General features: G+C 49.2%; 10 protein-coding genes. 4 read left to right on the top strand and 6 right to left on the bottom strand.

Features of this window, described 5'->3' with window-relative positions; translation table 11 throughout:
• Nucleotides 1–43: 43 nt before the first annotated feature.
• Together ACT3RR_RS12480 and ACT3RR_RS12475 are read left to right on the top strand one after the other, a co-directional pair.
• Nucleotides 44–697, top strand: coding sequence for a TetR/AcrR family transcriptional regulator (locus ACT3RR_RS12480; protein WP_353503667.1), 654 nt, complete (start codon nt 44–46; stop codon nt 695–697).
• 122 nt (nt 698–819) lie between these two features.
• Complete coding sequence (locus tag ACT3RR_RS12475; RefSeq protein WP_496200486.1) at nt 820–2022, top strand: MFS transporter; 1203 nt, start codon at nt 820–822, stop codon at nt 2020–2022.
• A gap of 99 nt (nt 2023–2121) precedes the next feature.
• Here the strand turns inward: ACT3RR_RS12475 and dcp are convergent, their stop codons facing one another.
• Complete coding sequence (gene dcp / locus ACT3RR_RS12470) at nt 2122–4284, bottom strand: peptidyl-dipeptidase Dcp (RefSeq protein ID WP_496200419.1); 2163 nt, start codon at nt 4282–4284, stop codon at nt 2122–2124.
• 139 nt (nt 4285–4423) lie between these two features.
• Here dcp and ACT3RR_RS12465 point away from each other — a divergent pair, with 139 nt between their 5' ends.
• Nucleotides 4424–5080, top strand: a complete 657-nt coding sequence (locus ACT3RR_RS12465) for a Qnr family pentapeptide repeat protein (protein WP_485903010.1) — start codon at nt 4424–4426, stop codon at nt 5078–5080.
• Nucleotides 5081–5300: 220 nt separating this feature from the next.
• The gene (cytX, locus tag ACT3RR_RS12460; RefSeq protein WP_496200418.1) at nt 5301–6557 is read left to right on the top strand and encodes a putative hydroxymethylpyrimidine transporter CytX; all 1257 of its coding nucleotides are present in this window, start codon (nt 5301–5303) and stop codon (nt 6555–6557) included.
• A 97-nt stretch (nt 6558–6654) separates the two neighbouring features.
• Here cytX and ACT3RR_RS12455 read toward each other — a convergent pair whose 3' ends face one another.
• From ACT3RR_RS12455 to ACT3RR_RS12435, 5 genes are all read right to left on the bottom strand, one after another.
• Nucleotides 6655–6906 carry a type II toxin-antitoxin system Phd/YefM family antitoxin gene (locus ACT3RR_RS12455; RefSeq protein WP_485980364.1) on the bottom strand — a complete coding sequence of 84 codons (252 nt, stop codon included), beginning with the start codon at nt 6904–6906 and terminating at the stop codon, nt 6655–6657.
• 261 nt (nt 6907–7167) lie between these two features.
• A complete protein-coding gene (locus tag ACT3RR_RS12450; RefSeq protein WP_496200417.1) occupies nt 7168–8835 on the bottom strand; it encodes a malate:quinone oxidoreductase in 1668 nt (555 codons plus the stop codon).
• 359 nt (nt 8836–9194) lie between these two features.
• On the bottom strand, nt 9195–12728 hold the full coding sequence (locus ACT3RR_RS12445; RefSeq protein ID WP_496200416.1) for a calcium-binding protein: 3534 nt from the start codon (nt 12726–12728) through the stop codon (nt 9195–9197).
• A gap of 179 nt (nt 12729–12907) precedes the next feature.
• Entirely contained in the window at nt 12908–13489 is a 582-nt protein-coding gene (locus ACT3RR_RS12440; protein ID WP_353503673.1) for a hypothetical protein, read from the bottom strand.
• Complete coding sequence (locus ACT3RR_RS12435; protein WP_353503674.1) at nt 13489–13698, bottom strand: hypothetical protein; 210 nt, start codon at nt 13696–13698, stop codon at nt 13489–13491. Before ACT3RR_RS12435 ends, ACT3RR_RS12440 begins: the two co-directional genes overlap by 1 nt.
• Nucleotides 13699–13785: the final 87 nt, after the last annotated feature.

Genomic DNA, 13785 nt, shown 5'->3' with positions numbered 1-13785 from the left:
AAACGTCTTAATCAGAATCCACCTACACCTCTCAGGGAAAGTCATGACAGAGAAACAACCGCGTCGTCCGGGCCGACCGGCAGGCACCAGTAAAAGCGCCGATAAGCGCGATCTTTTGTTGGATACCGCCCTGAAAATGTTTGCCCAGCAAGGCATTGCCGAGACCCCACTGAGCGCCATTGCCCGCGAGGCTGGCGTCACCTCCGCCATGCTGCATTACTACTTCAATACCCGCGAACAGCTGCTGGACGTGCTGATCGACGAGCGTTTTCTCCCCGCTCGCGCCTCGGTCGGTAGCCTGTTTGAAGCGCACCCGAATGACCCTGTGGCAGCCATTACCGCGCTGGCCCAGCGTTTTATCGACATTTCCGTCAAGCACTCTTGGTTTGCGCCGCTGTGGATACGCGAAGTGCTCAGCGAGAGCGGTTTGCTGAAAGAGCGGATGGATGCGCGTTTTGGCGACAATGAAAAAAAAGCGGTTCACCAGTGCATGTTGGGCTGGCAAAAACAGGGTTATTTGAACCCAGACATTGAGCCGGAGCTGGTCTTTCTCTCCCTGTTTGGCCTGACGCTGCTGCCGATTGCCGCCATGCAAAACCAGCGTATCGCGGGGAAAACCAAGCTGACGGCCGAGGATTTATCCCGCCACGTCGCTGCCTTATTACTTCGTGGCATTGCACCCCAAAATAAGGAATAAACGCAGCATTTTATATGCGTAATACCTTCATTTTTAACTTTTTTACGACACAAAAAATGCTCGAGATGAGAGTAGAGTGTTTGGTCTGGATGTTAAAAATTTGAAGGATGAACGTTAAAAAAATGAAGGGAATGCCGCCGATTATTCTTGCTTTACTCGCCAGTTCATTGGTCCTGACCATTGGGCGTGGTATTACGCTACCCTTCATTACCATCTATCTCACCGAGCATTACCATCTGCTGCCCAAAAGCGTCGGCGTGATAATGGGGGCTAGTCTGGCCCTGGGCATCCTCAGCAGCCTGTACGGCGGCTATCTGGTGGATAAATTTAACCATCGAACGCTGATCGCCGCCTCGATAAGCTTCTTCTCACTCAGCTTTTTCCTGCTGCCGGTCCTGCCCTCTATCACTGGCGTGCTAGTGGTACTGGCGCTGCTCAACTCCTCATACGCGCTACTGAGTATCACCCTAAAAGCCTGTATTGCCAGTTGGTTACCCGTGGAGAAGCGGGTGAAAGCCTTTTCAATGAACTACACGCTGATTAACGTCGGCTGGGCGGTCGGCTCTTCCCTTGGCGTATGGCTGGCAGGTTTTAGCCCAATGCTGCCGTTTTTGATCTCCGGCGGATTGGCACTGGTCACGGTGATCACCCTGAGCTGGGGCATTCGCAATATCCCCAATCGCCCGGCACAGGCGGAAATCGAACAGAAGCCGCTACCAAAGCCGAACTTGCGCCAAACCCTGAGTATTTTGGCCCACGACCGCCGCCTGATTTACTTCACCCTTGGCAGCACGCTGGGTTCGATTGTCTTCGGCCAGTTCACCGGCTACCTCTCGCAATACCTGATTTTGACCTCCGACGCCGTGTTCGCCTACAAGGTGATCGGCGCGGTGATGATCACTAACGCCCTGATTGTGATTGTTTTTCAGTATGCCCTTAGCAGCCGCATGCGCCAGGCCACCCTGCTCAGATGGCTGTTCCTCGGCACGGTATTTTTCATGATTGGACTGGCAGGATTTATGCTGGCTGGGCCATCGGTACTGATTTGGGTGATTGCGATGGCGATTTTCAGCTTCGGTGAGCTAATCGTCATTCCGGCGGAATATATGTTCATCGACTTTATTGCGCCGGACAATATGAAAGGCAGCTATTACGGCATGCAAAACCTGAGCAACCTCGGCGGGGCCATCAACCCCGTCCTCTGTGGTTTCCTGCTCAGTTACGCAGCCCCGCCGGTGATGTTTATCGTCCTCATCGCCTCCGCCGCCGCCGGCCTGCTGTTCTTCTGGCTGGGGCATAGATTGGCGGTGCGGGAGGCGGTTTAATAAAGTCTCGCCGCCGCAGATTAAAGAAACAATCTTTTGATTTTATTGTTTTTTCAAGATCAAAAAAAGGCCCAGAAATAACTCCGGGCCTTCCATCCATTACTCCTCTTTCAACCCACGATTTATCAGCATTGGCTCAATGGATGGAGCCTTGCCGCGCCAGGTTTCATAGAGCTTTTCGAGGTCTTCGCTGTTGCCGCGAGACAGGATTTGGTCACGGAACTTCTGCCCGTTTTCACGGGTCAGCCCGCCCTGCTCTTCGATACCCGCGAAGGCGTCATCGGCCAGCATTTCGGTCCACAGATAGGCGTAATAACCGGCGGCGTAGCCATTGCCCCAGATGTGTTGGAAGTAGCTGGAACGGTAGCGCGGCGGCACATAGGCTAGATCGATATTGTCTTTTTTCAGCGAAGCCGCTTCGAATTTATCCACGTCCTGCTCTGGCTCACTGGCGCTCAGGCTGTGCCAGTGCATATCGAGCAGCGCAGCGGCCAACAACTCGGTCATCTCATAGCCTTTATTGAACTTGCTGGCTTTCTCGATTTTGTCGCGCAGCGCCTGCGGCATGGCCTCGCCGGTTTGGTAATTCTTGGCGAAGTGAGAGAAGACTTTCGGATCACTCGCCCAGTGCTCGTTGAACTGGGATGGGAATTCAACGAAGTCACGCGGGGTCGCGGTTCCGGAGAGACTTGGATACTGCTGGTCGGCGAACAGGCCGTGCAGCGCGTGGCCGAACTCGTGGAACATGGTGATCACGTCGTCCCATGACAGCAGCGCGGGCTTGCCCTCTGCCGGTTTTTGGAAGTTGGCGACGTTATAGATCACCGGCTTGGTGCCAAACAGGTTGGACTGATCGACGAAATTGCTCATCCACGCACCACCGCCTTTGTTATCGCGCTGGTAATAATCGGCGTAGAACAGCGCCATGGATTGGCCATCTTTGTCGAACACCTCGAACACCCGCACGTCAGGGTTATAAACCGGCAGGTCATGGCGCTCTTTGAAAGTCACCCCGTAGAGCAGGTTGGCAGCATAAAACACGCCGTTTTCCAGCACATTGTTCAGCTCGAAATAGGGTTTGATCTGCGCGTCGTCGAGGTCATATTTCTCTTTGCGCACCTGCTCGGAATAGTGCTGCCAGTCCCATGCCGCCAGCTTGAAGCCGCCTTTTTGCTTATCAATTAGCGCCTGAATGTCCTGTGCTTCTCGTTCAGCGCGAGCAGTAGCGGCTGGAACAATTTTATGCATGAAGTCGAGCGCGGCCTGCGGCGTTTTCGCCATCTGGTTTTGCAATTTCCATGCAGCATAAGAAGGGAAACCCAGGATCTGCGCCTGCTCGGCGCGGACCTTCGCCAGCTTGGAAATCAGCTGGCGCGTGTCGTTTGCATCGCCGTGCTCGGCACGATTAATCGACGCCTCATAGAGTGCTTTGCGGGTGTCGCGGTCTTCCAACGGCTGAAGCAACGGCTGCTGGGTAGTGTTCTGTAACACCAGTAGCCACGCGTCGGTCAGCTTGCGATCTTTTGCTGCCTGAGACGCAGCTGAAAGCTCGGCCTCGCTCAAACCGGCCAGCTGTTTCTGGTCTTTCACCGTCAGCCCGCCCGCCTTGCTGGCCGCCAGCAGCTTATTGGTGAATTGAGTGCTGAGCGTCGCCGCCTGCTGGTTCAGGGCCTTGAGTTTTTCTTTATCGGCATCAGACAGGTTGGCACCCGCCAGCTCGAAATCTTTATATGTCACTTCAATCAGCCGCTGGGACTCGGCATCTAATTTTAAGGAATTACGCTGCTCGTAAACCGTTTTCAGGCGATCAAACAGCTTGCTGTTGAGGTGAATGCTGTCCGACATTGCCGCCAGTTTTGGCGAGGTCTCTTCATCAATTTTCTGCAGGCCGTCAGTGGTATTGGCCGAGGTCATCGCATCAAACACGCTCAATACGCGGGTCAGCAGCACGCCGGATTTCTCCAGCGCCACGTAGGTGTTCTCAAAGGTTGGCGGCGCCGTGTCATTAGCAATTTTATCGACTTCAGCCAGCTTCTGTTTAATACCTTCGGCAATCGCCGGGGCGTAATCACTCTCTTTGTATTTGTCGAACTGCGGAGCCTGATAAATCAACGGGCTGCGTTCAAAGAAAGGGTTCACCGTTTGTTCGGGACTGTTCATGACATTTTCCTGCTTTGAGGTCGCCGTGGAAGGGGTCTCCGCCACTGCCACGTACGAGCTGCATGCCAAACTGATAGCCAAAAAGAGGTTTGAAAGACGCATTGAAGGGTTCCTTTGCCTAATTTCCGTTAAGTCCTTGAGCATAGTAACAGCTCGCTGGATCAGCAAAATCGTGATGAGATTATTGTGAATTCTGCTGTTCATAGGTTATAACACCTGTAAATAATTACAGGTAACTCTCATGATAAAAAATCAGATCTTCATTCAGAAACGCATCAGCCAGTTGCAATTCACCGGTGAAATTTTAGAGGATTGCCGCTTTCTGCAATGCCGTTTTGACGGCGCAGATCTGAGCGACACCGCCTTCCTCAATTGCAGCTTTTATGATGATGAGAACCAGAAAGGCTGCTCTTTCCAGAACGCCCAAATGAAAGATGCCAGCTTTAAACACTGCGATTTGACCATGGCGGATTTCAAATATATTCAGGCGTTAGGGCTGGAAATGCGCGAATGCAAAGCGACCGGCGCAGACTTTGCCGGGGCTAATTTCATGAATATGATCACCCCCCGCAGCTGGTTTTGCAGCGCCTTTCTCACCAAAAACAACTTCAGCTACACCAATTTCAGCAAGGTGGTGCTGGAGAAATGTGAACTGTGGGAAAACCGCTGGAGCGGCGCCAATCTGCGCGGCGCAAACCTCAGTGGCTCCGACCTTTCCGGCGGCGAATTCACCGAATTCAACTGGAATGACATTAACGTCACCCACTGCGACCTGACCAACTCAGACCTCGGCGAACTCAACCTGCGCACGGTGGATCTCGACGGCGCGAAAATCGACGACTGGCAGCAAAGCCATTTGCTGGAGAAGCTCGGGGTGATTGTGATTCATTCGAAGTAGGGGTTGGGGGGAATGGTCAAGACAATGCATAAAGCTGGGTTAAGTACTCTTTTCCGTCCATCGCAGTTGTCAACTTACGGTTGACAACTGCCTCCTCAGACAACTCTTCCTTAGAGAAAATGCTTTTAGCATCGAAAAGTGCGTTTCCTCACCCTCTGTCATCTGAACCTGCGGCAAATATGCTATAACAGCCGTTCGCTGTGATAACGAAATTAACCCCATGAAAGATAATAGTATTTACTCGCCTCAAACGTCGATTCCTGAGAAGTCTCGGGTGCTCGGCTGGTCTGATTTATTCTCGCTGTGGTTCTCGCTCGGCATGGGTCTGATGGTGCTGCAGGCGGGCGCGATTCTGGCGCCGGGCCTTGGGCTGGCGGGTTCGCTGGCGGCCATTTTGCTTGGCAGCGCGGTGGGCGTGGCGCTATTGGCGCTGGTCGGCGTGATTGGCGGGCAGACCGGGCTATCGTCGATGGCCTCGCTGCGGCTGACTCTCGGCAAACGCGGCGTTGCCCTGCCCGTGCTGTTTAACCTGATACAGCTGGTCGGCTGGGGCGCGTTTGAAATCGTGGTGATGCGCGATGCAGCAAGCCTGCTGGCCCAGCGAGCTTGGGGAAGCGGCACGCCTTGGGCGAATCCGACCCTGTGGACCTTTATTTTTGGCGCGGTGGCGACACTGCTGGCGGCCAGCGGCCCTCTGGCATTTATTCGCGTAGTACTACGCCGCTGGGGTATCTGGCTGCTGATGGCAAGCTGCGCGTGGCTGACGGTTTATCTATTCCAGCACGCTGACCTCGCCGCCCTGTGGCACAAAGCCGGAGACGGTTCGATGCCGTTCGCGCTGGCCTGCGATATCGTGGTGTCGATGGCCTTTTCGTGGCTGCCGCTGGTGTCGGATTACACCCGCTTTGGCAAATCGGCGCGGCAGAACTTCTGGGGAACTGCCTGCGGGTATTTCCTTGGCAGCTGCTGGATGATGTCGCTCGGCGTGGCCTACACGCTGGCTTTCGTCACCAACTCGGCTGACGCCAATGCCCTTCTGCTGGCCCTTTCGGGCGTCGCCTTGGGCATTCCTCTATTGCTGATTTTGGTCGACGAACATGAAAATGCCTTCGCGGATATTCACTCGGCGGCGGTGTCCGCCGGCACCTCGCTGCCTATTGGCATAGGCAAACTGACGCTAGGCATTGGCCTGCTGTGCACGCTAATCGCCTGGAGCGTGCCGCTGACCCAGTATGAAAACTTCCTGCTGCTGATTGGCTCGGTGTTTGCGCCACTGTTTGGCGTGGTGTTGACCCATCACTTCATTTTGCGCCGCCACGCTCACCACGATCTGAATATGCGCTCGCTTGCAGCTTGGGTAATAGGTATCGCGGTGTATCACCTGATGGCGCATTTCCTGCCCGACGTCGGGGCTACGCTACCGTCACTGTTGGTTGCCGCACTGGTTTGCTGGGGGCTGGGGCGTAAAGCGGACTGATCACATTCGCTGCTTGGCGGTCTGATAAATTTCAGACCGCTCGCGTTTCCCCACGGCCAAAACCAACACAACGCTCTACTTATCAAACCTTTCAAGTTCATAAGTCATCCAAATTGACCTTAATTCTTTTGCTGGCCTGTCGCGAACGCACCAGCTCGCCTAACTCCATATCTTCGAGGTATTCCGCAAGGGATTCCCATGTTTCGGCGGAAACGTAATAGCCTGAAATTCGGCCATTGGTTAACACGGCCACGGGCTGGCCATTGGATTCTTTGAGTACGGCATTGGGTGATTTTTTAAAGTCGCTGATGCTGACGGCGGCATTGGCATAGACGGGCTGGACAGGCATAGGCACCTCAGTAGTGTGATTCATGGTACTAAATTCAGTATCACAAATACTACCATAACTGCCACATTGCTGATGATTATTTGAGCTGACATTTCCCATAGATTGCTAAGTCCCTCCGGTGTTGTATTCCCAGCATCATTCCCCCCTCGGAGTGACATCGCCAATAAAGCCGAAGATTTTTGTCATTCTTTGGAAGCCGCATTCCAGAAAGCAAAAAACCGCCCCTAAAGGCGGTTTTCATGCATCAGAATAGAACGTAACTTACAGCGCGATATCGGCCGGTTGTTTCTGTTCTTTCTTCTCGGTATTGCCCTGTGGAGCCGGAGCAGCTTCTGCCGCCGGTGCCTGCTCAGCAGGTTGCGCTGCTGGCGTTGGGTTGTCGAGTTGCAGAACGCGGCTGGTGTAGCCCAGTTCTTTCTCGGTCGCTTCCACGTTGCCGTTCAGTTTGGTGCCGTATGAAGGAATGATCTGCTTCAGTTTGGTCTGCCATTCTGGGGTAGCAACTTTATCTTTAAACACGGTTTCCATCAGGTGCAGCATGATTGGAGCCGCAGTCGATGCGCCCGGTGATGCGCCTAAAAGCGCCGCGATGCTGCCATCTTTAGAGCTAACCACTTCGGTACCCAGACGCAGCACGCCGCCTTCTTTCGGGTCTTTCTTGATGATCTGCACACGTTGGCCCGCAGTCCACAGTCTCCAGTCTTCTTTCTTCGCGTCTGGGAAGTACTCTTTCAACGCTTCGTAACGGTCGTTGTCGCTCAACATAACTTGGCTAATCAGATATTTAACCAGATCGAAGTTGTCGATGCCGACGTCAGTCATCGGGCCGATGTTAGAGAAGTTCACGGAACCGAACAGATCCCACAGAGAACCATTTTTCAGGAACTTGCTGGAGAAAGTCGCGAACGGTCCGAACAGCAGAACGCGTTTACCGTTGAACACGCGAGTATCCAAGTGTGGAACGGACATCGGAGGCGCACCCACAGAGGCTTTGCCATACACTTTCGCCAAGTGACGGTTTACGATTTCTGGGTTTTCAGTCACCAGGAATTGGCCGCCAACCGGGAAGCCGCCGTAGTTGTCAGCTTCTGGAATACCGGATTTTTGCAGCAGGGTCAGGGACGCGCCGCCAGCACCGATAAACACGAATTTCGCCTTCACAACGCTCTCTTTACCGTTGTTTTTCAGGTCAGCGACGGTCACGTTCCAGGTGTTGTCTGGGTTGCGTTTGATGTCGCGGACTTCGTGGCCAAGGCTCAGGGAGAAGTTTTGATTTTTCTGCAACGATGCCACTAACTGGTGGGTGATTTCACCAAAGTTAACGTCAGTACCAATTGGAATACGGGTCGCAGCAATTTTCTGGTTCGGGTCACGACCTTCCATGACCAGCGGGATCCACTCTTTAATTTTGGTTGGATCCTGAGAGTATTCCATGCCGCGGAACAGGGTGCTTTTTTGCAGAGCCAAGTAGCGTTTGTGCAGGAAGTCGACGTTGGCGTCACCCCATACAAAGCTCATGTGCGGCACGCTGTTGATGAATGAACGTGGGTTGTGCAGCACGCCATTCTCAACTTGATAAGACCAGAACTGGCGGGAAATCTGGAAACCTTCGTTGACTTCGACTGCCTTGGAGATATCGATTGAACCGTCGGCTTTTTCCGGCGTGTAGTTCATCTCAGCCAATGCCGAGTGGCCCGTACCGGCGTTGTTCCAGCCGTTAGAACTCTCTTCAGCAACGCCATCAAGACGCTCGACCATGTTGATCGACCAGTCTGGCTCAAGTTCCTGGAGGTAAGTACCCAGAGTGGCACTCATGATTCCTCCGCCGATCAGTAACACATCGACGGATTTTTCTTCTTCTGCTGCAAACGCGCGCGGGGTTAGCGCCATAGCGTTAAGGCAGAGGATCATGACGAGTAACTTTCTCATGACGTCTGTATCTCTTAAGTTTAGTTTTGTCTTTCAGGTGAAAAATGCCCAGATTTCATTGTAGTTGGTGAAATCAATAACCTGATGCGTACAGAGATAAGCGATTATCCCTGACAGAATGAAAGGGTTTTATTTACTGCGGAATGTGTTAACAAATTAAACACACATTGTTGTTGCTAGATATTCCAAATATCGACCTTTCGCAACCAATGTAACATTAACGCTACGTCAGCTAAAAATAACTTTAATTATTAAACTAATTCAGCAAAGTAGTTTTTCAGGTAAATTAGTTATATATCGTCGATTAAGAATTCGCTTGTGAACACTCCTCACGAGGGTGAGAAGGGTTCACTTCATCTTTAGTTAAAGGAGATTCCTCGCCCCGCAAGATCTGCCTCGGTTAGAATCGCGTCGTCGAAGACAAAATTGATCTCCCGATAAGCCTCGTGGGTCAGATAATAACTGACCGTCACCAGATCATCACCGCCGTAGGCTCTGACTAATAAATGGCCATCCTGGGATGAGAACTTCGCGTCATTAGCCTTTGCGCCTTCAAAACGCAGGGTGTTTTTAGCGCTCTCTTCTGGCCGGGCATATTCATAAACAATGTCCTGCCCGTGCCCGCGCTGGAATATATAGATATCGGCATTGTCACCGCCGTGCAGCTCGTCATTACCGGCGCCGCCATCGAGCAGGTCGCAGCCCGCTTCGCCGTATAGCGTGTCGTCGCCATCACCGCCACTGAGATGGTCGTCACCCTCGGCCCCGGCAAGCCTGTCGTCTCCTGCTCCGCCTTGCATCACGTCACGCCCGTACCAGCCCGTCTGAATGTCTCCGCTCTCTCTCCCGGCATTGGTTATTTCTAGTGCCGCAAGATCTGCCTCGGTTAGAATCGCGTCGTCGAAGACAAAATTGATCCCCCGATAAGCCTCGTGGGTCAGATAATGACTGACGGTCACCAGATCATCACCGCCGTAGGCTCTGACTAATAAATGGCCATCCTGGGATGAGAACTTCGCGTCATTAGCCTTCGAGCCTTCAAAACGCAGGGTGTTTTTAGCGCTCTCTTCTGGCCGGGCATACTCATAAACAATGTCCTGCCCGTGCCCGCGCTGGAATATATAGATATCGGCATTGTCACCGCCGTGCAGCTCGTCATTCCCCGCACCACCTTCCAGTACGTCGCAGCCCGCTTCGCCGTATAGCGTGTCGTCGCCATCACCGCCACTGAGATGGTCGTCACCCTCGGCCCCTACAAACCTATCGTCTCCTGCTCCGCCTTGCATCACGTCACGCCCGTACCAGCCCGTCTGAATGTCTCCGCTCTCTCTCCCGGCATTGGTTATTTCTAGTGCCGCAAGGTCTGCCTCGGTTAGAATCGCGTCGTCGAAGACAAAATTGATCCCCCGATAAGCCTCGTGGGTCAGATAATGACTGACGGTCACCAGATCATCACCGCCGTAGGCTCCGACTAATAAATGGCCATCCTGGGATGAGAACTTCGCGTCATTAGCCTTCGCGCCTTCAAAACGCAGGGTGTTTTTAGCGCTCTCTTCTGGCCGGGCATATTCATAAACAATGTCCTGCCCATGCCCGCGCTGGAATATATAGATATCGGCATTGTCACCGCCGTGCAGCTCGTCATTACCGGCGCCGCCATCGAGCAGGTCGCAGCCCGCTTCGCCGTATAGCCTTTCGTCACCACTATCGGTTATTAATAAATCAGATTTACTGGTACCTGCTAATAAATGGGATTGCTCATCACCGAAGATATAATTTATTTCTGAAAAGAAGTCCAAGTCTCGTCGAAATGCTACATCATCTAACAAATTTTTATCCCGATAGATATCAATATATCTACGCAACCTTTTAATTAATGGCAATATATGAGCAGATGTACAATCCAGAGAAATTAAATCAATAAGATCAAATGTAGTATTATTCGGATTACTAGAAAAATTTCGATCAAATAATGCCAGTGTTCCTTGCAAGTCAAGTTTAACATTATCATCGCCAATCACAATTTTCACACTTTTTAAGTAAGGCTTCATGCGAGTTTGCACCAACAATGACTTATAAATAAAAAATTCCAACCCATCATAGGTAGCGAGCGTTTTTTGACATAACGACTTTACATCCTCTTCCGAGGTGTAATACAAATTGCTCCCCGACATACCTGAAAATGAATTAATAATGGCAATCAGAGGCTTGAGCTGATTCATTTGGTCAGTTATTTCTGAGGATATTTCTATTGTATCGGGCCGTAAAAAAGCATCCATAGATGTCAAACCAACCCCACTTCCCTCTGAATCAGTTTGTTGGAACGCAGGCAGTATCTCATTTTTATCATTGAATTTAGGGTCTGTTTTTGCCCAAGCGAGAATTAAGGCAGGAAGAAGCTCTCGTTGCTGATTTTTAGTATTGGCACGCGAATATTCAGCCACGATCTGATTTAACTCTGTCGATAATAAAGCAGCTTCGCGAAGATCTCTTAAATACCCCATACCCGCTATATTGATTACTTTTTTCTGCTCTGAAGTCAGTAAAATCACTTCAGTAAATAATCGGGATGCTGAATCAAAGCTAAAATTAACATCCCCCATTATACCGGTCGATTTATCAGCTTTTTCATAGCTACCTAAGGCAGCAAGCGTATTGCCACCATCAAGGTTAGTATTAACTTGTTGATGTTCCAAATTTAGTTGAGCAATCTGTAACTCAGTGAGGATAAATAACTCATCTGGCTGGCTGATACCATCTTGATTAAGATCCCGCCACACTTTTATTTTTTCAAAATGAGTATCATTTTTATTAATTACGCCATCGTGATTACTGTCAAACTCTCTCAATGCACTATAACCATCAGCTAACCGGCTACCATTTTGTGATAGTCCCTGATCACCAAATAACTCGGAACCGTCATTGATCATGCCATCTTGATTCAGGTCGGAAACTAACAAGCCATCATCAGATTTAAGCCAGCCAGTACTGGTTCTGATTCCATCACCGTCGTGATCAAATAAGGCTCCAGCATAACCGTTAGTAGCTGTGGTTTCGATTCCGTCACCATCAAGGTCCAAACACAATGGATCATAGACATAGGTAAAGTATGTGCCATTACGGTTTTCACGCTTCCAGTCATTTAGTCTTTTGGCTAAATCATCAAACCCGAACAAACTGGCCAAAGGAGCAAAAAATGACTGGCCAGGATACATCCCAATCAATTCACCAAGATTAAGTTTGTCCCATAAGTAACTCATCAAAGCACCTCCAGCCACACCTGCGATAATAGGAATTAATCCTCCTATTATTGGGGCAGTAGCCCACGCCCCCATAAATAACACTCCTGCAACCATTCCCGCACCAAGCGCAGTGGCTGTCTTCATAATGTCATTTTGATCATCTTTTGCATAAGCGTTAGCGAGTTGAAGTAAGCTAAGAATAGACCCCGTATTTTTAAGGGTATTGTAGGCCGCATTTGCTGTAGCGCTAGATAGACCCTTTAAATTTGAGGTATATTTATTAATATTAGCATCGTTCTTTTTAATATCATTCAACGCGGAATTATATTTGGCCCTTTCATTTTCATATAAAGTCGACTCTACCCCTCCGTTTGAGGGTGAATACTTATTCATTTCGGCCTGATAGCGCGTTGCCTTCGCTGCATTTATCTCTCTATCAAGGATCTCCATATGAAGTTTTGATGCCATGCTACTTTTTGCACTTTCAAGATCGTTAGCACCATAATTATCTTTTATAAACTCATCAATACTGGACTTAATAGTTCCTGTATATAAAGTAGTGCTGTCTGTTGCTATAGAATTGTCAATATACTCCCTGATAATGGTGCCTATTTCGGCCAAATCATTTTTTTGCTTTTCACTAAATATCATTATTTTACATCCTTATAAAATTGAAATTAATGTTACTGTTAAAAGACATACAAACAAATACGGTGCATGACTCTTTGGAAATCAACCATCTCATTATTAATCCACAACCAATATATAATAAAACCCTCTCCTAAATATTTAACCCCTGATTACAACACATCAAACTTAAGTCCATATGATTACTCTGCTTTGTTAACAAAATCGGGAAGAGTAAAGAATGGGGCCATAAAAGAAATAACTCCAATTTGTAACATGCTAAACATTAGAGTATGTAGGAAATAATTATTATCATCAGATATAAAAAGTGAAGAAAAACAACGATAACCGCATGTGATATCTTCAGAAAGTGCAAGGTAGAATCCTAATAATGAAAGCACCACAATAATAAAACAACATATGTTACGCTTTAGCATTTTAAATCTTATCTTAAATGAATAATTGACTTTTATAACAACCTTAGGTTTGTTATAAAAAAATACAGCAATTGACGATATGCTTATCAGAATAAAGCTATAATACAACAACCACATATTAGCATTCTGCGAAATGCGGCCGCTAAAGCCAAATCTCTCGAGTATATCCCTGTAAGTTGGTGAAAACCCCTCAAAATAATCGAATGCCATCGGATTAGATAAAATAAATGACAAACAAAGTCCAATAACCAAAGGGACTATAAAAAAGCACTTTGCTATTAATTTACCATTTTCATCTGAAATAATTACATTTAACTCACGAACAGATTTCTCATCGTTAAGGTCCATTAAATCCACTCTCCTTTCATTAAGAATGGCGGGAGAAAAAAACATTCAAATGCCATTTGGTTTGATAAAATAATAGATAAAAATACCACAGTGACTACAGGGATTTTAAAGAGATATCGATAAGAAAGTTTCTCATTCTTTTCTGCAAATGAAATATTCTGCCTTACACTTTGTTGCCTAGGGTCCAGCTTCTTATCATTGACATCCATGCCTTGCCCTCCCTGTTAACTGATAGCCATTCTCAATAAGCTATAACTAAAAACAAGGCGGCACCAACATTTTTTATAATTATTTAT

The sequence above is a fragment of the Ewingella sp. AOP8-B2-18 genome (genome assembly GCF_052376015.1).
Classification (GTDB): Bacteria; Pseudomonadota; Gammaproteobacteria; order Enterobacterales; family Enterobacteriaceae; genus Ewingella; species Ewingella allii.
This window is presented reverse-complemented; position numbering and strand designations above follow the sequence as displayed.